This window comes from Streptomyces viridiviolaceus (genome assembly GCF_014650995.1).
In the GTDB taxonomy this organism is placed as follows: Bacteria; Actinomycetota; Actinomycetes; order Streptomycetales; family Streptomycetaceae; genus Streptomyces; species Streptomyces viridiviolaceus.
In genome coordinates this window covers 64,332-83,792 of record NZ_BMWA01000020.1, presented here as the reverse complement: position 1 = coordinate 83,792, position 19,461 = coordinate 64,332, and the positions used below count along the sequence as shown (strand labels likewise).

Sequence of the window (19,461 nt, the reverse complement as noted above, 5' to 3'; positions counted from 1 at the left end):
TCAGTCTAGGGAGATGTCATGGAATCGGAAGGAGCCCTGGGCGCCGACCGGCCAGTGCTGTACCGCTGGGGCACCTGGTGCGCGCGCCACGGGTGGAGAGTTGTCGCGGCCTGGGTGATCGTCCTCGTGGGGGCCGGGTTATTGCTGCCGAAGTTCACCGACAGCCTCACCGGTTCCTCGCTCAAGGTGGAAGGCTCGGACTCGGCCCGGGTGGAAGCCCTGCTGACCGACGAGTTCGACACGCCTGTCACGGAAGACGCCTTGGTCGTCTTCGACTCGGCGACACTGCGGTCGGACTCCGATGCCTATCGGCAGGCGGTCACCAGCATCCTCGGCACCCTGCAGAAGCAGGACGGCGTGGTGGAGGTGGAGAACCCGTACACGGCACAGGACTCCTCCTTGTACTCGTCGGACCGTCGGACGGTGGTCGCCCCTGTGGGGCTGGGCGGTGGTGAGCGGGACCGGCAGGATGCGGTGCCACTGCTTCAGGAAACGCTGCACGACGTGACCGCGGACAGCCCGGTGCAGGCCTACCTCACCGGGTCCAGCGCGCTCAATGCGGCCGTGGTCGAGCAGCAGGACAAGGACATCGCCCAGGCGGAGTCCATCGGCCTGCCCATCGCCCTGGTGGTCCTGCTCCTTGCCTTCGGCACCCTGGTCGCGGCGGGACTGCCGCTGGTGCTGGGCATGGTGGCGGTGCTCACCACGTTCGGTGTGCTGGGGGCCCTCAGCGGCCTCATCGGTTTCGACGTCTTCGTGCAGGCGGTCGTGACCATGCTCGGCCTGGCACTGGGAATCGACTACTGCCTCTTCGCGGTGACGCGGCAGCGTGAGGAACTGGCGGCCCGAGGCGGCGACGTCGAGGCGTCGGTCGGAGCCACCATGTCCACTGCGGGCAAGGCGGTGCTCTTCTCCGGGTGCACGGTCCTCATCTCCGTCGCAGGCCTCATGGTCGTCCGAGCACCGGTGTTCCGGACCATGGCCCTCGGCGTCATGATCGCCGTGGCCGTCATGCTCCTGGTCGGCCTCAGTCTGCTCCCCGCCGTACTCGGTCTGCTGGGCACCCGGATCAACCGGCTGGCGGTTCCGGGGCTCAAGCGGTCCCTGGCACGGGTGGACACCAGCCGCTCGCTGTGGACGCGCTGGACCGGCGTGGTCATGAGGCGCCCTGTTCTCATCGGCGGCCTGACCAGCGTGGCGCTGCTGCTGGCCATCGTCCCGGTCTCCCAGCTGAAGCTCGGCTTCGACGTAGGGGCCTCGGCCGTCTCGGACGCTCCGGCCGGCAAGGGCTACGAACTCGTCGACGAGAAGTTCGTCCCCGGTGCTGCCACTCCTCTGCAGATCGTCGTCCATACGCCCGAAGGCCGGCTGGGCGACCGTGAACTCGATGCCCTGCAGCAGTTCTCGGACAGGCTGCGGGACCACCGCCAGGTGTCCGACGTCGTCTCCTTGAGCGACGCCCTGCGCGGCCAGGGCGGACAGGCCGATGCCGCCACGCTCGAGGCGGCCTTGGGTGCCGACCGGGACGGCGCTCTCGAACGGCTGGTCAGTCCCGACGCGCGGACGACGGCCATGCTGGTGATGTCCCGATCGGCCGCCGACAGCGAGGAGTCCGTCGCCCTCGTTCACTGGATCAGGGACACCGCCGCACCGGAGACGGTCGGCGAGGTGCCGGGGCTCTCCGCCTACGTGGGCGGGCTGAGCGGCCAGACCGTGGACATCGCCGAGGAGGTCGAACGTGCGACGCCGCTCGTCCTGCTGCTGGTCCTCGGCCTGTCCTTCATCCTGCTGCTGCTGGCCTTCCGCAGCGTGGTGCTTCCGCTCAGCGCCATCGTCATGAACCTCCTGTCGGTGGGAGCGGCGTTCGGTCTGCTGACCCTGGTGTTCCAGGAGGGCATGGGCGCGTCGCTGTTCGACGTCTCCAGCACCGGTTTCATCCAGGCCTACCTGCCTTTGCTCACCTTCGTGATCCTGTTCGGGTTGTCCATGGACTACGAGGTGTTCCTCATTTCCCGGATGAAGGAGGAGTGGGGGCGCACGCAGGACAACAGCAGGGCGGTCACCGAGGGCGTGGCCCACACGGCCAAGGTCATCACCGCCGCTGCGGCCATCATGGTCGTGATCTTCGCAGCGTTCATGCTGACGAAGGTCGTCGAGGTCAAGCAGATGGGCTTCGCCCTCGCCGTCGCGGTGCTCCTCGACGCCACCCTCATCCGCGTCGTACTCGTGCCGGCGCTGATGCGTCTGCTCGGCCGTCACAACTGGTGGATGCCTGCCTGGCTCGACCGCTCGCTTCCCAGGTTCGAGCTGACGGAAGGGACCCCGGGTGACACGCCCGCCGCCTCCTCCCAGGGGGCTGCGGACGGACGCGAGTCCCCCGTCTCGCGCAGCCAGGAATCCGCGGTCCGCCGTTAGCCCGGTCGCCCGGCTGCGGACCGGCCGGGCGACCGTTCCGGGCGTGTGCCCGTCTGCCAGTGGACGTCTGGCCGACGGGCACACGCATGTTTCCGCAGGGCTCGGCCGGTACGGTGCCATCCGCCCACGCGAGAGGGCCGGCGGACGTGATGTCCGCCGGCCCTCTTGCCCGGTGGTCCCGTGGGGCTCGGTCAGGCGCTGGTGAAGGCGACGACCGCGTTCTGTCCGCCGAAGCCGAAGGAGTGACTCACCGCCGCGGCCATCAGCAGCGGCCGGGGCTTGTCGGTCACGACGTCCACCTGCACCTGGGGGTCGAGTTCCTCGACGTTGGCGGTGGGCGGTACGACCTGGTGGTGCAAGGACAGCACCGTGGCCACGGCCTCGTGGGCACCGGCCGCACCGAGGCAGTGGCCCGTAACTCCCTTGATCGAGGTCACGGCAGGACGGTCGCCGAGCACTCGATGGATGACCTGTGACTCCACGGCGTCGTTCAGTGGTGTCGACGTCCCGTGGGCGTTGACATGGTCCACGTCTTCCGGCGCCAGCCCTGCGTCTGCGAGTGCGGAGCGCAGGGCCGCTTCCGCGCCGGTGCCGTCGGGGTCCGGACGTGTGGCGTGCCCGGCGTCTGCCGACGCGCCGTACCCGCTGAGGAATGCGTACGGGCGGGCGCCGCGTGCCCGGGCGTGCTCCGGTCGTTCGAGTACCAGCACGGAAGCGCCTTCGGCGAGGACGAAGCCGTCACGGGCCACGTCGAAGGGACGAGAGGCGGTGGCTGGATCGTCGGTCCTGGTGGACAGCGCCCCCATCTTGGCGAAGGCGGCTGCGACCAGCGGCGTGATACTGGCCTCGGTGCCGCCCGCGATGACCACGTCGCACAGGTTGGCCTGCAACAGGTCGCGGGCGGCACCCAGTGCTGTCGTGCTGGAGGCGCAGGCGGTCGCGGTGGCGAAGTTGGGGCCTTTCGCTCCGTGGGCGGCCGCGACATGGCCCGCCGTCATGTTCACCGCTGCCATGGGGATCAGCAGGGGTGAGACTGCGCCGGGGCCGTGTTCGCGGAGGCGGCCGTATTCTCGTTCCCAGGTCGTCATGCCGCCCAGAGCGGTTGCCAGGACCACTCCCACTCGTGCGCCGTCCCACTGATCGGGGTCGAGGCCGGCCAGGTTCAGTGCCTCGGTCGTCGCTGCCATCGCCATCTGCGTGCTGCGGTCGAGCCGCCAGGCGACGCGCCGCCCGAGGACCGCGTCGCCATGGAACTGGTCGGCCTTGCAGGCGAAGTCGACGGGCATGCCCGCAAGTTCGGGCACGCGTCGGGCCGTGGGCCGGCCGGCGAGGAGGGTTTGCCAGGTCTCGGCCGCGCCCAGACCGGCAGCGGTCACCATTCCGAATCCGGTGACCGCTGCGCGGAAGGGACGGCCGGCGGCTGCCGTCATCCGACCGGGTCCTGAGCGGTGAGCTTGCCGGCCATCAGTTCGGCCACCTCGTCGACGGTGTTCTCGGCGGTGAACTCCTCCTCGCCCACCGGCACTCCGAAGTCCTCCTGGAGGGCGATGGAGAACTCCACCAGTGCGAGGGAGTCGAGTTCCATCGAGCTGAAGGTCGTCTCCGGGGCGACCGACTCCTCCTCCAGTCCGAAGCGGGCGCTGAGAAGAGCGATCATCTGCTCACGCACGGACTGGACCGGTATCGCTGTCATGTTGCTTCTCCTGTTTCGGTTGAGAGGTGCTCAGATGGACACGGGGGTGACATCGGGCCAGGTGAGAGCTGCGGCACCCCACGTCGCCCCACCGCCGAATGCGGTGAGGAGTACTCGGCTGCCCGCGCGCAGCTGACCGGACCGAGCTGCCTCGGCCATCGCGAGGGGTATGGAAGCGGCGGCTGTGTTGCCGAGCCGCTCGATGCTGAGAGCGCACTGTTCGGGCGCCAGGCCCATCTGTGCGGCGACGGCGTCGATGATCCGTGCGTTGGCCTGGTGCGCGACGAGGCAGTCCACGTCGCCGGTACTCCAGCCGGCCTCGGTGCGGACCTTCTCGGCGCTCTGCGACATACGCTCGACGGCATGCCGGAAGACGGTCTTGCCCTGCATCGTGAAGTACCGGCCGTCCTGCGCCAAGCCGTCGGGCAGGGGTCGGCGCGAGCCGCCGGCGTCCACGAGGATCGCGTCTTTCAGCGAACCGTCGCTGCCCAGCGTCACCGGGCCGATCGCCCCGTCCTCGTCGGCGGTGCCGGCCCGTACGACGACCGCGCCCGCGCCGTCGCCGAAGATGGCGCGCGTGCTGCGGTCGTCGGGGTCGGTGATGGTGGAGTAGGTGTCAGCGCCGATGACCAGGACGCGGGCGGCTGAGCCTGAGCGCACGAAGCTGGACGCGCAGGCCAGTGCGTAGACGAACCCGCTGCAGACCGCGGCCAGGTCCCAGGCAGGAACGCCTGTCAGCCCCAGACGTTGCGCCACGTGGGGCGCCGTGGCGGGGCAGGGGTGATCAGGAGTGGTGGTGGCCAGGATGACAAGGTCCACCGCGGCTGAGCCGGCGGACTTGAGCGCGCCTTGCGCCGCGGCATGGGCGAGGTCCCCGGTGGCCGTGCCCGGGTCCACGGTGCGCCGCTCGCGTATTCCGGTGCGGGTGCGGATCCACTCGTCCGAGGTGTCGAGACGGGCTGCCAGGTCGTCGTTCGTGACCACACGATCAGGTAATGAAGTGCCAATTCCGCAGAGTACGGGGGCCGGCTGCATTGTCAGCCTCTTTCTGGCGTTGTCGGAGGATAGCGTTCCGCGCGATCCAATCGCCTTCGTTGTACTGCCGGACGGACACGAAAACCCGGGGCAATAAAGTCGAAGGGTGCGCGAAAAGCGGCCAGCAAAACGGGACCGTACCACCGCAGCGACTCATCTGCAATGCCCGAATTCCGCGCCCACCTAGTTGAACACGACTGTCATTACAGTCACTCCTAACGATAACGATTCTCATATGCAGCCCTCTGACCTGCAACTTTCTCAACAGCACAGCCATGGGCTCTGTTGCTTCTTGCACCAGCTACGGATGTTCGGTTTGACTCTTCGTGGATTTCAAAGCCGCCGACCCGCCCACTATCGGCCACTCGTAAAGGCCTCCTGGGCGGGTCGAACTGACCGCTGTGCGTTCGCTTCGGGAGTGCCGTACTCTTCGAAGACTCCTTTAAGGATGCATGTTGATTTCCGTACTCCCGGTGCGCGGACCGCGCATGATGGATGCCTTTCTGAAGTTCCCGATACGGCTTCACCGTCGCGATCCGAACTGGGTCGCACCTCTCACTTCGGATCTGCGGAGATTCGTCAGTCCGGACCGGAATCCGTACCTCCGGGAAGCCGAGGCGGAGCACTTCATCGCGCGCGACCGTAGCGGGCGCACCGTGGGCCGGGTCTCCGCGAGCATCGACCCCGCCCATGTCGAGCGTTTCGGCCCGCACGGGTACTTCGGCTGGTTCGAGAGCGTCGATGACCAGGAGGTCGCCGGCGCCTTGCTGGACGCGGCCGCCCGGTGGGTTGAGGAGCGTGGCATGACGCGCCTGACGGGCCCTCACTCCTATTGTTCCACCCAGGAGTTCGGGCTGCTGGTCGACGGCCACGGCACCCGCCCAGCGGCCTTCCAGCCCCACAATCCGCGGTACTACGCGGACCTGCTCACGGCCGCGGGGCTTCAGGTCGACTTCCGGATGGACACCTACAGCTGGCACGCCGACCGCGACCACGAGCAGCTGAGCCGGCTGGTGCGGCGCGGAGAGTCCATGGTCGCCAGGCACGGCCTGCGGGTGCGTTCTCTCCAGCCGGCTCGCTGGGAACAGGAGATCGACCTGATCCACGAGCTGATGAGCGCGTCCTTCCGCGAGAACCATGACATGGTGCCCATGAGCCGGGAGGTTCTCGGCTTCCAGACCGACGAGATCAAGCAGTTCCTCGATCCGCGTCTGACCCGTTTCGTCGAACTGGACGGCCGTGCCGTCGGCTTCAGCATGCTCATGGCCGACGCCAACGAGGTCCTGGCTGCCACGAACGGCCGGGCCGGGCCCGCCTTCCTGCTGCGCTACCCCTTCCTGAAGCGTCGCATCAGCGGTGCGACCGTGCTGATGATCGGCGTCCGGCCGGAGGTCGACGGCCTGGGCATAGGCCGGGTCCTGGCCGGCGAGATCGGACGCGTCGGCCTGGGCGGCATCCCACCGTATCGGGCGGTTCACACGACCTGGGTCCACGAGCACAACTGGCAGAGCCGCGCCTACATGGCCCTGTCCGGGGCCCGCCCCGCCCGCTCCTACGCCATCTACGGAAAGGCACTGGCCGCGTGACACGCATCCTGATCACCGGGGCCTCCGGCAGCCTCGGCTCCGCGTTCGCCCGGCAACGGATCGAGGCCGGTGACGACATCGTGGCCCTGCTCAGACAGGGCGAGGGCCCGGGCGGCCTGGCCCGCCACATGGGGCACTTCGAGCCGCGTTACGCCGACATCCGCGATGCCGAGGCGCTGGGCCGGGCCATGCAGGGCATCGACGAGGTGCACCACTTCGCCGGTGTCGCCGTCACCCTCAACCGGCTCCACCGCCTCATGGAAGAGGTCAACGTCCGCGGTACGGGCAACGTGGTGCGCGCCGCGGGCGAGGCCGGGGTGCGCCGCGTCGTGTACGCCTCGTCCATCTCGGCCATCGGATACCCGCGGCCCGGAGAACTCGCCGACGAGGACTTCGACGTCGCCCGGTCCGTGACGCGCAACAGCTACATGCTCACCAAACGTTCCGGGGAACGGGCTGCGCTGAGCGCCGCCGACGCAACCGGCACCGAGGTCGTCATGGTGAACCTCGGGGCCGTCATCGCTCCCTACAGCCACCCCACGTACGGCTGGGCCATGCTCGTCGACAACGTGCGGCGCGGACGGATGCGCGCCTACCCGGCCGGCGGTCTGGCCATGTGCGCCATCGAGGACATGGTGCAGGGCATGCGGGCAGCGATGGCCAAGGGGCAGCACGGCCGCAGGTACATCGTCGCGTCCGCCAACCTCTCCTACCGCGAGCTGATCAGTCAGATCTGCCACGTGGTCGGTGCCCGGGAACCCCGATTCCAGGTACCCACACCGCTCGTTCACGCGGCCGGCCTGGCGGGGGCGGCGGTCGGCGCGCTGTTCCGGGACCCGATGAAGTCACCCTTCATCGTTCCGGAGAACACGGCGCTGATGGTCCGGCAGCTCTACTACGACACCACGCGTGCGCAGCAGGAACTCGGGCTGCGCCCCACAGGCTTGCACGATTCCATCGCCGCCGTAGCCCGGTGGCTCGACGAGGGGGACTGACCGCCCATGCCCACCGGATCACCGTCGCTGCCGTCTGCGGCGGACACGCTCGGCCACGTCCTGGCCCGGCATGCCGACACGAGTCCCGACCGCTGCGCCATCGCGTACTTCGACACGGCCGGCTCGCAGGGGAGCCACACCCACGCCGAGCTCTACGAGCGGGCAGGGCGCCTCGGTTCCCTGCTGGCCCCGCTGGCGGGTGACAGGCATGCGCGTCCCTTCGTACTGATCGCCCTTCCCAACGGGCTGGACTACGTCGCTTCCTTCTTCGGGTGCGTGCTGTCCGGCGCCGTGGCCGTCACCTTCCACCCGCCGTCCCTGTCCACCACCCGCGCGGGCCGGAACTACGACCTGCGCACGCGGCGCATCCTCGGAGACTGCCGCCCCGCAGCGGTCATCTCCGACACATCCCTGCATGCCCGGTTCGAGCAGCTCAGTGCCGAGGTGGGGCTGCGCCCTCTGCTTCTGGATCCACGCACCGCCGCGGCGGCGGACCTCGCACCGTTGTCGGCGCCGCTGGCCCGGCCGGACGACCTCGCGCTGCTGCAGTACACCTCGGGGTCGACCTCCGAGCCCAAAGGCGTGATGGTCAGCCACGCCAACCTCGTGCACAACGCCGCCGGGCTGGCGCGGAACCTCGGCTCCGGGCCGGGACAGACCGCGGTCGGCTGGCTGCCGCTCTTCCACGACATGGGCCTGATCGGCATGATCTGCCACCCTGTCTATGCCGGGATGACCGTGCACATGACCACTCCCGCCGGATTCCTGCGCAGCCCCGTCTCCTGGCTGAGGGAAATCTCCCGCACGCAGGCAACCATCACCATCGCTCCTGACTTCGGCTACGCGACAGCCGTGCGCAAGATCCCCGAGGGCAAACGAGAAGGACTCGACCTGTCCAGCCTGCGGCACGCGCTCAGCGGAGCCGAACCCGTCAGGCCCAGGACCGTCGAAGAGTTCGCCAAAGCCTACGCACCCTACGGCTTCCGCCGCAGCGCGCTGATGCCCGTGTACGGGCTGGCCGAAGGCACCCTGTGCGTGACGGCGCTCGACCACCAGGCCGACCCCTCGTTCACCGACAGTTCCGCAGCCCAGCTGCGGGCCGGCAGGGTCTGCCCGGCGCAGGAAGGACCCGCCGTCACGCTCGTCGGCTGCGGACGCGCCTTCACCGACGACACCGACGTCGCTGTCGTCGACCCGGAGCGGCGCCTGCGGATGCCGGACGGCGAGGTAGGCGAGATCTGGGTCAGCGGGCCCAGCGTGGCGGGCGGCTACTGGCAGCGCGAACAGGCCACGGCGCAGACGTTCGGGGCGCGGATCGAAGGCGAGCCGGAGCGCTCGTACCTGCGCACCGGAGACCTGGGGGTCTGGTACGCGGACCAGCTCCACATCGTGGGCCGCCGCAAGGACGTCATCGTCCACCACGGCGTCAACCACCACCCGCAGGACGTCGAGGCCACCGCGGAGGATGCCCACCCGGCCGTCGGCAGAGCGGCGGCCCTCGGCATCGCCGATGCCACCGACCCCGGACTCGTCCAGGTCGTGCTCCTGGCCGAAACCGGCGACTACAACTCCCGGGACATCGACCACGACGCGGTGGCCACGGCGGTCCGGGGCGCCGTCACCGAGGTGCACGGCCTTCCGGTGACCGCTGTGGCAGTCCTCCGGCCGGGCTCGGTGCCGCGCACGACCAGCGGCAAGGTACAGCGCCGCGAGGCCGCCCGGCGCTGGGAGGCAGGCGAATTCAAACCGCTCGCTGTCTGGCACAGCGACAAGGCCGTGAAGGGAGCATGAACGTGGGGAACGCACAGGTGACAGGGCTCGAGCAGCAGATCCAGGCGGTGCTCGTGCGCGCCATCGCCGACGACCTGGAGGTCGACCCTCAGGACATCGACCAGGACGCCCGGTTCACCGACCTGGGTCTGGACTCCGCGGGGTTGATCGCCGTGTCGGCGCAGGTCTCGGAGGAGCTCGGGCGCGAGGTGGGCACGGAGGAGTTCTTCGAGCACGTGTCGGTGACGGAGCTCGCCCGGCATCTCGCGGGGCGGACGCCATGACCGGGCCGCACACCGACGACGTGCCAGGCAGCCACGAGGAGACGGTGCGCCGGCTGCGGGACGAGGTGGCCTCCTTGCGCGGCATGCTGCAGGCGGGCAACGAGCCCGTCGCCGTGGTGGGCGCCGCCTGCCGCCTCCCGGGGGGCGTCAGCAGTCCCGAGGAACTGTGGCGGCTGCTCCGAGAGGGCCGGGACACCGTGCGCCCGCTGACCGGCGAACGGTGGAACGGCATCGACTTCAGCGGCTGGGACGACGAAGCCTTCGCCCGCATTCCCCGGCACGCCGCGCTCATCGACGGCGTGGACCGCTTCGACGCGGGCTTCTTCGGCATCTCCGACGCCGAGGCCGCGCACATGGATCCGCAGCAGCGCCTGACGCTGGAGCACGTGTGGGAGGCGGGCGAACGCGCCGGCTGGACGCCCGCGAGCATGAAGGCCACGCCCACCGGCGTCTTCCTGGGCGTCGGCCACCAGGACTACCTGACGTCGTCTCTGGCCGCCGGCGACGAAGTGGGAAGCCGCCTGGTGACCGGAACGGCGCGCAGCCTGATCGCCAACCGGGTCTCGTACGAGTTCGGGTTCCGTGGCCCCAGCCTCACCGTGGACACCGCCTGCTCCTCCTCGCTCGTCGCCCTGCACCTCGCCTGCCAGAGCCTGCGCGCGGGTGAATGCCGGCAGGCGTTCGCCGGAGGTGTCAGCCTGATCCTGTCGCCGCTGTCCATGACCCTCACCGGGCGAGCGCTGCCCATGGCTCCGGACGGGCGCTGCAAGGCGTTCGCCGCCGACGCCGACGGCATGGTCCGCGGCGAGGGCATCGGCATCCTGGCGCTCAAGCGGCTGTCCGACGCCCTGGTGGACGGCGACCCGATCGAGGCGGTCGTCCTGGCCTCCGGCACCAACCAGGACGGTTCCACCAACGGACTGACCGCCCCCTCGCCCGCCGCGCAGACCGCACTGCTGGACGCCACCCTCAAGGCCTCCGGGCTGGCCCCCTCGGACGTCACGTTCGTGGAGATGCACGGCACCGGCACGCCGTTGGGCGACCCGATGGAGTACACGGCCGTGCGTGAGGTCTACGGGGCGACAGCCGGGGACCCCACCTGCTGGCTCGGCTCGGTCAAGGCCAATCTGGGGCATCTGGAGTTCGCCGCAGGAGTGGCTTCGGTTCTCAAGACGATGGGCGCACTGCGGCACGGCACCGTGCCGCCTCAGATCAACATCGGGCAGGTCAACCCGCGCATCGGACTGGACGGCCGGCGGTTCGCCATCGCCCGCGAGGAAGAACCGTGGGCGCCTGCCGAGCGGCGCTACGCTGCCGTCAGCTCCTTCGGTTTCGGAGGCAGCAACGCCCACATGATCCTCGCGCATCCCGACGCACTGCCGTCGGTACGGGCGGGGCGCACACCGCAGCGGCCCGTGCCTGAGCGCGCCGTGTTGCTGCCGCTCTCCGCGCGTTCGGCTCCGGCACTGGCCGCGTACGCCCGCGCCGTGGCCGACGCGGTCCGCGAGGCAACTCCGGCCCGTTTGGCGACCGTTGTGGGTGCGGTGTCGCGGCGCAGGGCCCACCACCCGGTGCGCACGGCCGTGGCCGCAGCCCGGCTCGAAGACCTGCCCGAGGCCTTGAGCAGGGCTCAGGCCGGCCTGGACCCGGATGCCCGTCCGGCGACCCGGCAGCGACTGGCATTCGTGTTCTCCGGGCAGTCGGGGCAGTGGCCCCGTATGGGCGTCCGGCTGGCGGAGCGGGACGCGACGGTGCGTGAGGAGCTCGGGCGGTGGGACGAGGAGCTGGCTCGGTTCGAAGGCCCCCGGATCCTGGAGACGCTCGGCGGCCCGCGCTGCGGTGAGGCGCTGCGCGACACACGGTTCGCGCAGGTGGCCATCGTCGCCCTGCAAACGGCGCTCACCGAGCGGCTGCGCGCCTGGGGTGTGTCGCCGGTGGCGGTGGCGGGGCACAGCGTCGGCGAGGTCGCGGCAGCCGTCGCCGCCGGGGCGATCACCCGGGCCGACGCGGTGGCCGTCCTGCGTGCCCGGTCCGAAGCACTGCACCGGCATGCGGCCGGCGGAGCCATGGTCGCCGTGCGTGCCCCCGCGCAGGAGGTGCAGGCCGTCCTGGATGCCGCGACGGCCGGGAACAGCAGGTTCGCCGAAGTGGGCATCGCCGCCTACAACGCACCGGACGTCGTGGTCGTCGCCGGGCCGGCGGACCTCATGCACGACATCCGGCCGGAACTGGCGCCCTGGCGTCCGACGGCACTGGACACGGACTACGCCTTCCACAGCCCGGGCCTGGACGGGCCGGTCACGGCATCGGTGCGTGCAGCGCTCGAGACTCTGCGGCCCGCCGGTGCGGCACACACTCCGCTCTACTCGACCACCACCGGCGGCCGGCTGGACAGTGCGGATCTGACTGCCGAGCACTGGGCCGCCAACGCCGCGCAGCCTGTTCTCTTCGAGCCTGTGGTGCGGCAGATGCTGGCCGACGGAGTCACCGGCTTCGTCGAGATCGGCCCGCACCCCGCACTCACCCCACACCTGCGCCGGGCACTGCGCGACAGCGCACAGCACGGGGTCGCCGTGCCGACGCTGCGACGCGACCAGGACGAGACCACGGCTCTGTGGACCACGGTGGGTGACCTGTGGGCGTCCGGCTGCCCCGTGGACTGGAAGGCACTGCACCCCGGGCCCGCCCAGCACGACCCCTCGCTGCCTTCCTACCCGTGGCAGCGCACCAGCCACTGGATACCCGGCGTACCGTCGCCGTCCCAGCCGGAACAAGCTCCCCAGACTGCGGCCGCAGAGGCCCCGTCGATGCCCACGACCTCCTCTGCGGCCGCCTCCGAGTCGGAGTCCGGTGTCCTCGACCTCCTGGTGCGGCACGTGGCGTCGGCGCTGGGCGTCGGCATCTCCGCGATCCGCCCGGACCAGCCGACACGAGACCTGGACGTCGAGTCCGTCGTGTTCGTCGAGCTCAAAAGCCGGCTGGAGAACCAGCTCGGGCGCGCGATCCCGCTCACGGCGCTCACCGAAGGCAAGAGCCTGCGGCAGATCGCCCAACGCATCGCCGGCCCGGAACACCGCGTGACCACGGCCGACGACGCACGCCGCGCCCTGCAGAACATCGACGAGCTGTCGGAAGAGGAAGTCACCCGACTGCTGAACGATCTCGAAACCCGCGAAGAATGGTGATCATGACATGACCGGCCAGCTTCACACCCCCGCCCCGCCGGACACCGAGGACAAACGGGCGGAGCTGCGGCGCCGACTCCTGGGCATGGCGGCCCGCGACACGGCAAGCGAACGATACCGGCAGCACGTCAACCCCTACATCGCCCGCACCCTCGACGGCCTCGGCCTCGACATCACCTACGTGCGCGGCTCCGGCACCCGCCTGTACGACGCCCAGGGCAACAGCTACCTCGACTTCGCCGGTGCCTACGGCGCCCTGCCGTTCGGGCACAACCCCGCCCGCATCTGGGACGCCGTCGACACCGTCCGCGAGTCGGGCGAGCCCAGCCTGACCCAGCCCTCCGTGCAGGGAGCCGCCGCGGCCCTGGCCGAACGGCTGGTGGCCGCCGCCCCGCCGGGGCTCACCCAGGTGTGGCTGTGCAACAGCGGTGCTGAGGCGGTGGAGGCATCCATCAAGCTGGCCCGCGCCGCCACCGGACGGCCCCTGATCGTCGCCACCAGGAACTCCTTCCACGGCAAGACCCTCGGAGCCCTGTCGGCCACCGGACGTCCCCGCTACCAGGAGCCGTTCGGCGTTCCGATGCCCGGGTTCGCCCACGTGCCGTTCAACGACGTCGACGCCCTGGCCACGCTCTTCTCGGAACAGGGCGAGAACATCGCCGCCTTCCTGGTCGAGACGGTCCAGGGCGAGGGCGGCATCCATCCCGCCTCCGCGGCGTTCCTGACGGCCGCCAGGGAACTGTGCACACGGCACGGCGCCCGGCTGGTGATCGACGAGGTGCAGACCGGCCTCGGGCGCACCGGGCGGCTGTTCGCCTGCGAGCACACCGGTGTGGTCCCCGACATCATGCCGCTGGCGAAAGCTCTGGGCGGCGGTGTCGTTCCCGCAGGCGCCGTGCTGTTCGGCGAGTCCTCGCTCAGTGAGGACTTCGGGCTGCGGCACACCTCCACCTTCGGCGGGAACGCCTTCTGCGCCCGCGTCAGCCTGCGCGCCCTCGAACTGCTCACCGAGGACGACCAGGCCCTGGTGCGTGCGGTGGCCGAACGAGGCGAGCAGCTTCGCACCGGGCTGGAGGCCGTGCAGGCGGACCATCCGGACCTGGTCACCGCGGTGCGCGGCCAAGGGCTGCTGCTGGGCGTCGAACTGACGACCGACCCGGCGGTCTTTCCCGAGCAGGGCCTCTTCCGTTCCCTGGCCGACCAGGAAGGGCTGGCCGGCTTCCTGTGCGGCTACCTGCTGCGCAACGAAGGAATACGGCTCGCGCCCACCTACTTCTCCAACAGCGTCCTGCGCATCGAGCCCCCGCTCACGGTGTCCGAGCAGGAGTGCACCGAGCTGCTCGAGGCCCTGCGCCGCGGCCTGGAGGTCATCGCAGCCGGCGACAGCCGCCGCTTCTTCCGGCATCTTCTTCCCGGGCAGGTCGCACCGGCGGACAGGGACGATGCCGGCCGGCCGGCCAGTCCGGCACCCGTGCCGACGGCGGCCCACGGCGACTCCCGGGCGTGGCCCGTCGTCCCGCGCCCCGGCGAGCCGCGGTGGGCGTTCATCGCTCACCCCACCGACCTGGCCAGCTACGCCAGTTACGACAAACGGCTGGGCCTGCCGGGCGAACAGGTCCGCGTCCTGTTCGACCGGATGAACCAGTGCCGCAACGTCGACACGCCCGCCGCCATGTTCGTCGGCGCCTGCCGCGTGCACACGGACAACGGCGAGACCTCCTACGGTGAGGTCTTCGCCCTCCCCTACGGGGCGAAGAGGCTGCTGGACATGCCGGCCGAGCAGGCGACCGAACTCGTCCAGCAGGCCGTCGACGAGGCCGTGAAGCGCGGCGCCCAGCTCGTCGGCCTGGGCGCGTACACGTCCGTGGTCACCGGCAACGCCACCGCCATCGACGACCACGGCGTTCCTGTGACCACGGGCAACGCCTTCACCGTGGCGGCCGGTGTCGAGGGCCTGCTCGAGGCGGCACGGCGTCAGGGAACCCCGGCCGGCTCGGCGAACACGGTCGTCCTCGGCGCTGCCGGCGCGATCGGCAGGGCCTCCAGCCTGCTGCTGGCCGAGCAGGTCGGCCGGCTCGTCCTGGTCGGGAACCCGGCGCACCCCGAACGCAGCCGGCGGCGACTGGCCGACGTCGCCGCGGCAGTGGTGGAACACCTGGCATCCCTCCCGCCCAGCCCCGAGCACGGCGGCCTGGCCCAGGCCGTCCTGCTGCGCAGCAAGCGCGGCACGGCCGTCGCCGACATCGTGAGCGAACTCGCCGGCACCGGCGAACTCTCCTGCAGCCTGGACGCCGAGTCCGTCCTGCCCGGCGCTCAGCTGGTGCTGGCCGCCACCTCGACACCGGACCAGATCGTCCGCCCCGAACTGCTGCGCCCCCACGCCGCCGTGTGCGACGTCTCCCAGCCTCCCAACGTGGGAGACGAGGTACGCAAGGAGCGCCCCGACGTCCTGGTGGTGGCCGGCGGTCTGATCCGCATGCCCGGCGACCAGGACACCGGCATCGCCTTCGGCCTGCCCGACGGCGTCACCTACGCCTGCACCGCCGAGACGATGATCGCGGCGCACCGCCTGGCGGACCCCGTGGTCAGTCACGGCGAGAGGCTGTCGACCGACCTGGTCCGGGCGCTGCGCGAGGACGCGGTGCGGCTCGGGTACCGGCTCCACCTTCCCGCAGGGCCGGAGGCGGACACCAGTGAGCGGGAAGGGGGGCAGCGATGAGCGCCCCCTCCCCCGTGCCCGCCTCCTGGGACCAGGTCGTGCGCACTTCCCGTCTGCCGGGAGTCGACCCTCAGGAACTGTGGACGAACGTCACCAGCATGAGCGGGGTCAATCTGGAACTGCTGCCGTACATGCGGATGACGCTGCCGCGGGAGCTGCGGCGCGACCCCTCCATCCGGCAGGTTCCGCTGGGCTCCTCGCTCGGCAAGTCGTGGATCTTCCTCGGCGGGCTGCTGCCCATCGACTTCGACGACATCGTCATCGCCGAACGGGAGGAAGGACGCAGGTTCCTGGAGCGCTCGACCACTTCCTGCACCAAGGTCTGGCAGCACGAACGCATCATCGACGAGATACCCGGCGGCGCCCGGCTCACCGACCGGCTCTCCTATCTCCTGCGTCCCCACATGCGGCCCGTGCGGGCCCCGTTCCGCCGGGCCATGGGCGGTCTGTTCACCCACCGGCACCGCAAAGTCCAGCAGCACTACGCCGAGCACGCGCGCCGCGCGGGCAGGGAAGGGGACTCGCGTGTCTGAGCGTGTGGCCGACATCCCCTGGGCCCCGGAGATCCAGCAGGCGATGCGGAAGTTCTCCGTGCAGCAGGCCCACCGGGTCCTGCACGGGCTGTTCAAGCCGCGCATGGCCATCTACTGGACCGATTTCCTGTGCTCCTACGCGGTGGCGGTGGCATCCTTCTGGGCGGTCGGCCCGCTGGGCGGCTTCACCCCGGGCGGCGTCCTCGCCTTCGTGGTGTCCGTGTTCGCGGTCTTCCGCTGCTTCGCGTTCATCCACGAGATCGCCCACTTCCGCGCCAAGAAGTCCTTCAACCGGTTCCGCGCCGGGTGGAACATACTCTTCGGCATCCCGATGCTCGTCCCGGTGTTCATGTACGACTGTCACGGCGAGCACCACAACCGCCGGCTGTACGGGACCGGTCAGGACGCCGAGTATCTCCCGCTGGCCAGGATGTCCCCCTGGGCGAGTGTCCAGCTGCTCGTGCTGCCACTGGTCCTGCCGCTGTTCGGGCCGTACCGGTTCGCCGTGGTCACACCGGTGTCGTGGTTCGTGCCGGGCGTACGCCGCTACCTGTACCGGAACCTGTCGTCGCTGAAGATCGACCTGGACTACGAAGGCCGCATGCCGCGGGACGACGAGAAGCTCAACTGGCGGCTGCAGGAGGCCGCTTGCCTCGCGTGGGTCGCCGCGGCGATCACCCTGGCGGCGACCGGGGTGATGTCGGCCGGCCGAATCTGGCAGTGGTGCGCCCTGTTCGCGACCGTCGCCGTGATCAACTCGGCGCGACTGCTGGCCGCTCACCGCTACCTGGGCGACGAGGAGGAGATGTCCGTCGTCGAGCAGATGATGGACACCGTCAACCATCCCCGGCGCCGTCTGCTCACCGAACTGTGGGCGCCGGTCGGCCTGCGGTTGCACGCCCTGCACCACCTGATGCCGGGACTGCCGTACCACAACTACCAGGCGGCTCACGACCGGCTCGTGGCAGAGCTGCCCGCGGACTCCGCCTACCGGCTCACCGAGAGCCCCGGCCTGATCGCGTCACTGCGCCGGCTCGCCCGCGAGTCGCGCTCGCACCAGAAGGCGGGCACCCTGCTCCCCGCCCGCAGCCCGTCCGCCGACGTCAAGGAAGGGGTCGCCCGGTGAGCACCACCAGCCCCAGTCTGCCGCTGGAACGCGCCGCGGCTCCGGCACCGCCGCAGGCCCGCGGCTCACTTCTCCTCGGACACGCCCGGCAACTCCAGCAGGACACCATCACCGCGCTGGCCGGCCTGTCCGCCAAGGCTCCGGAGGGCATCGTCGGTTTCCGGATCGGCCGGAGTCCGGCGATCGTGGTCTCGACACCCGACACGGTGCGGGAAGTCCTCATCGAACGTGCCGAGGACTACGCCCGTGGCCGCCGCCAGACCCGGGCGCTGACTCCGCTCATGGGCCAGGGACTCCTGGTCAGCGAAGGACCGATGCACGCCCGGCAGCGCCGCATCATCCTGCCGCACCTCTCCCCCCGGCAGGTACCCAAGTACGCCGACACCATCGTGGCCGAGGCCGAACGCTACATCGCGGAATGGAAGACCCCGCAGGAGGTCGACCTCGTCGCGGAGATGAACTCCATGACGATGGACATCGTCACCCAGCTGCTGTTCAGTTCCTCCTCCCGCGACAACCAGGCACTCGCCCGGGCCATCACCGAGGCGTTCGAGTGGGAGATGCACGCCCTCACCAGCGTGCTGGGCCTGCCCCTGTGGGTCCCCACCGCACGTAACCGCCGCGCGCGGGAGAACATCGCCACCATCCGGGCCTGGATCTCCCGGTTCATCGAGGAACGCCGCGCGGCCGGCCACGACACCCAGTCCGCCGATCTGCTGGGTGACCTGATGAGCACCCGCTACGAAGACGGCAGCGGCATGTCCGACAGTCTCCTGCTGGACGAAGCCCTCACCGCCTGGGGCGCCTCGCAGGAGACGTCAGCCGACGCTCAGGCGTGGACGCTGTACCTGCTTGGCACCCATCCCGAGGTACGCGAGCGCGTGCACCAGGAGATCGAGGACAGGGTCGGCCGGCGCACCGTACGCCACGAAGACCTGGCCGGCCTTCCTTACTGCATGCAGGTGTTCAAGGAGGCCATGCGGCTGTTCCCGCCGGCGTCCATGATCCCCCGGCAAGCGGTCAGGGACACCACGCTGCGCGGATACACGGTGAAGAAGGGCACCATGGTCTTCATCAACGCCTACAGCCTGCACCGTAGGCCCGAGGTGTTCGACGACCCCGAAACGTTCGACCCCGACCGCTTCGAACGGTCCCGGGAGCGGGCCCTGCCCAAGGGCGCCTACCTGCCCTTCGGCACCGGCGGCAACGTCTGTCCCGGAAGCCACCTGGCTCTGATGGAGGGGCATCTGCTGACGGCGGTCCTCGCGCAGCGCCTCAGCGTGGAACTCCTGCCCGGCCAGCGCATACGTCCCCACCTGATGGTGAACCTGCGCCCCAGCCCGGGCGTGGAGGCGCGGGTATGCCTGAAGAGCTGACCTCTCCGGCACCAGCCCGGGAGAACCTGCTCGCAGGGCTGCTTCCTGCGGTCGTGGCCTACGCGGACACCCACGGCGACCACGACCCGGCCCTGCTCTTTCCCGAGGAGCAGGCAGCCATAGCCCGGGCCGCCCCGGGGCGGAGGGCCGAATTCGCCACCGGCCGGGTCTGTGCACGGCAGGCGCTGGCCGACCTCGGTATTCCGCCCTCCGCTCTCCTCCCCGGCGCACGCAACGCTCCGCAATGGCCCCGAGGTGTTCTGGGCAGCATCACCCACTGCCGCGGCTACCGTGCAGCCGCCGCCGCACGGTCCGGCGACGTCGAAGTGCTGGGCATCGACGCCGAGCCGCACCTGCCGCTGCCCCGAGCCGTACGCAGCACCATCGCCTCGCAGGTCGAACAGCTCCACCTGGCGAGCCTGGCGGCGCTGGACGGCCACACGCACTGGGACCGGCTGCTGTTCTGCGTGAAGGAGGCCACCTACAAGGCGTGGTTCCCCCGCACCGGCCGATGGCTCGGCTTCCGCGATGCCCACGTGGTCATCCAGCCGGCAGGCAGCTTCTCGGTACGGCTTCTGCCCGGGCCCCGGATCAAGGACGTCCGCCTGCAGTGTTTCACCGGCCGGTGGGCCGTCCGGGAGGGCATCGTCATCGCCGCGGTCGCTGCCACCGCATCCCCGATCACTCACGACCCGACGATCGGCCAGGGCCTCGGCGCTGCCCTCTGAGCCGGCTCGGCGTCCG

The 19,461-nt window shown here is 70.4% G+C and carries 14 protein-coding genes; 11 read left to right on the top strand and 3 right to left on the bottom strand.

Translation table 11 applies throughout. The features are described from left to right. Positions 1-18: 18 nt before the first annotated feature. Positions 19-2,415, top strand: a complete 2,397-nt coding sequence (locus IE260_RS27410; RefSeq protein WP_189876453.1) for an MMPL family transporter — start codon at positions 19-21, stop codon at positions 2,413-2,415. Positions 2,416-2,606: 191 nt separating this feature from the next. On the opposite strand, the gene IE260_RS27405 is transcribed toward IE260_RS27410, so the two are convergent. Genes IE260_RS27405 through IE260_RS27395 form a run of 3 tightly spaced genes read right to left on the bottom strand, consistent with a single transcriptional unit; the run spans position 2,607 to position 5,143 of the window. After that, positions 2,607-3,845, bottom strand: a complete 1,239-nt coding sequence (locus tag IE260_RS27405) for a beta-ketoacyl-[acyl-carrier-protein] synthase family protein (protein ID WP_189876451.1) — start codon at positions 3,843-3,845, stop codon at positions 2,607-2,609. Then, positions 3,842-4,108: an acyl carrier protein gene (locus IE260_RS27400; RefSeq protein WP_189876449.1), complete on the bottom strand. Its 267-nt coding sequence runs from the start codon at positions 4,106-4,108 to the stop codon at positions 3,842-3,844. The genes IE260_RS27405 and IE260_RS27400 overlap by 4 nt, the downstream gene beginning before the upstream one ends. Positions 4,109-4,138: 30 nt before the next feature. Next, complete coding sequence (locus IE260_RS27395) at positions 4,139-5,143, bottom strand: beta-ketoacyl-ACP synthase III (RefSeq protein WP_189876447.1); 1,005 nt, start codon at positions 5,141-5,143, stop codon at positions 4,139-4,141. A gap of 656 nt (positions 5,144-5,799) precedes the next feature. On the opposite strand from IE260_RS27395, the gene IE260_RS27390 reads away from it, so the two are divergent. From IE260_RS27390 to IE260_RS27345, 10 genes are read left to right on the top strand one after another with little or no spacing between them, the layout of a single operon-like run. Next, positions 5,800-6,729 (top strand): N-acetyltransferase, encoded by a 930-nt coding sequence (locus IE260_RS27390; protein WP_189876446.1) that lies wholly within the window; start codon positions 5,800-5,802, stop codon positions 6,727-6,729. After that, positions 6,726-7,724, top strand: coding sequence for an NAD-dependent epimerase/dehydratase family protein (locus tag IE260_RS27385; protein WP_189876444.1), 999 nt, complete (start codon positions 6,726-6,728; stop codon positions 7,722-7,724). Before IE260_RS27390 ends, IE260_RS27385 begins: the two co-directional genes overlap by 4 nt. A gap of 6 nt (positions 7,725-7,730) precedes the next feature. After that, entirely contained in the window at positions 7,731-9,515 is a 1,785-nt protein-coding gene (locus IE260_RS27380; RefSeq protein ID WP_189876441.1) for a fatty acyl-AMP ligase, read from the top strand. 2 nt (positions 9,516-9,517) lie between these two features. After that, positions 9,518-9,778 (top strand): acyl carrier protein, encoded by a 261-nt coding sequence (locus tag IE260_RS27375; protein ID WP_189876439.1) that lies wholly within the window; start codon positions 9,518-9,520, stop codon positions 9,776-9,778. Beyond that, a complete protein-coding gene (locus tag IE260_RS27370; RefSeq protein ID WP_189876437.1) occupies positions 9,775-12,963 on the top strand; it encodes a type I polyketide synthase in 3,189 nt (1,062 codons plus the stop codon). The genes IE260_RS27375 and IE260_RS27370 overlap by 4 nt, the downstream gene beginning before the upstream one ends. Before the next feature lie 7 nt (positions 12,964-12,970). Beyond that, positions 12,971-15,682 (top strand): aminotransferase class III-fold pyridoxal phosphate-dependent enzyme, encoded by a 2,712-nt coding sequence (locus IE260_RS27365; RefSeq protein ID WP_189876435.1) that lies wholly within the window; start codon positions 12,971-12,973, stop codon positions 15,680-15,682. Then, positions 15,679-16,215 carry an Rv1443c family protein gene (locus IE260_RS27360; RefSeq protein ID WP_189876432.1) on the top strand — a complete coding sequence of 179 codons (537 nt, stop codon included), beginning with the start codon at positions 15,679-15,681 and terminating at the stop codon, positions 16,213-16,215. Before IE260_RS27365 ends, IE260_RS27360 begins: the two co-directional genes overlap by 4 nt. Next, positions 16,208-17,341: a fatty acid desaturase family protein gene (locus IE260_RS27355; protein ID WP_189876430.1), complete on the top strand. Its 1,134-nt coding sequence runs from the start codon at positions 16,208-16,210 to the stop codon at positions 17,339-17,341. The genes IE260_RS27360 and IE260_RS27355 overlap by 8 nt, the downstream gene beginning before the upstream one ends. Then, a complete protein-coding gene (locus IE260_RS27350) occupies positions 17,338-18,717 on the top strand; it encodes a cytochrome P450 (RefSeq protein ID WP_189876420.1) in 1,380 nt (459 codons plus the stop codon). Before IE260_RS27355 ends, IE260_RS27350 begins: the two co-directional genes overlap by 4 nt. Beyond that, on the top strand, positions 18,702-19,445 hold the full coding sequence (locus IE260_RS27345) for a 4'-phosphopantetheinyl transferase family protein (protein WP_229881321.1): 744 nt from the start codon (positions 18,702-18,704) through the stop codon (positions 19,443-19,445). The genes IE260_RS27350 and IE260_RS27345 overlap by 16 nt, the downstream gene beginning before the upstream one ends. Positions 19,446-19,461: the final 16 nt, after the last annotated feature.

Coding starts and splice junctions, on each gene's coding strand:
- IE260_RS27395 (WP_189876447.1), bottom strand. CDS start 5,143: ATGCAGCCGGCCCCCGTACTCTGCGGAATTGGCACTTCATTACCTGAT.
- IE260_RS27370 (WP_189876437.1), top strand. CDS start 9,775: ATGACCGGGCCGCACACCGACGACGTGCCAGGCAGCCACGAGGAGACG.
- IE260_RS27365 (WP_189876435.1), top strand. CDS start 12,971: ATGACCGGCCAGCTTCACACCCCCGCCCCGCCGGACACCGAGGACAAA.
- IE260_RS27380 (WP_189876441.1), top strand. CDS start 7,731: ATGCCCACCGGATCACCGTCGCTGCCGTCTGCGGCGGACACGCTCGGC.
- IE260_RS27345 (WP_229881321.1), top strand. CDS start 18,702: ATGCCTGAAGAGCTGACCTCTCCGGCACCAGCCCGGGAGAACCTGCTC.
- IE260_RS27405 (WP_189876451.1), bottom strand. CDS start 3,845: ATGACGGCAGCCGCCGGCCGTCCCTTCCGCGCAGCGGTCACCGGATTC.
- IE260_RS27400 (WP_189876449.1), bottom strand. CDS start 4,108: ATGACAGCGATACCGGTCCAGTCCGTGCGTGAGCAGATGATCGCTCTT.
- IE260_RS27410 (WP_189876453.1), top strand. CDS start 19: ATGGAATCGGAAGGAGCCCTGGGCGCCGACCGGCCAGTGCTGTACCGC.
- IE260_RS27360 (WP_189876432.1), top strand. CDS start 15,679: ATGAGCGCCCCCTCCCCCGTGCCCGCCTCCTGGGACCAGGTCGTGCGC.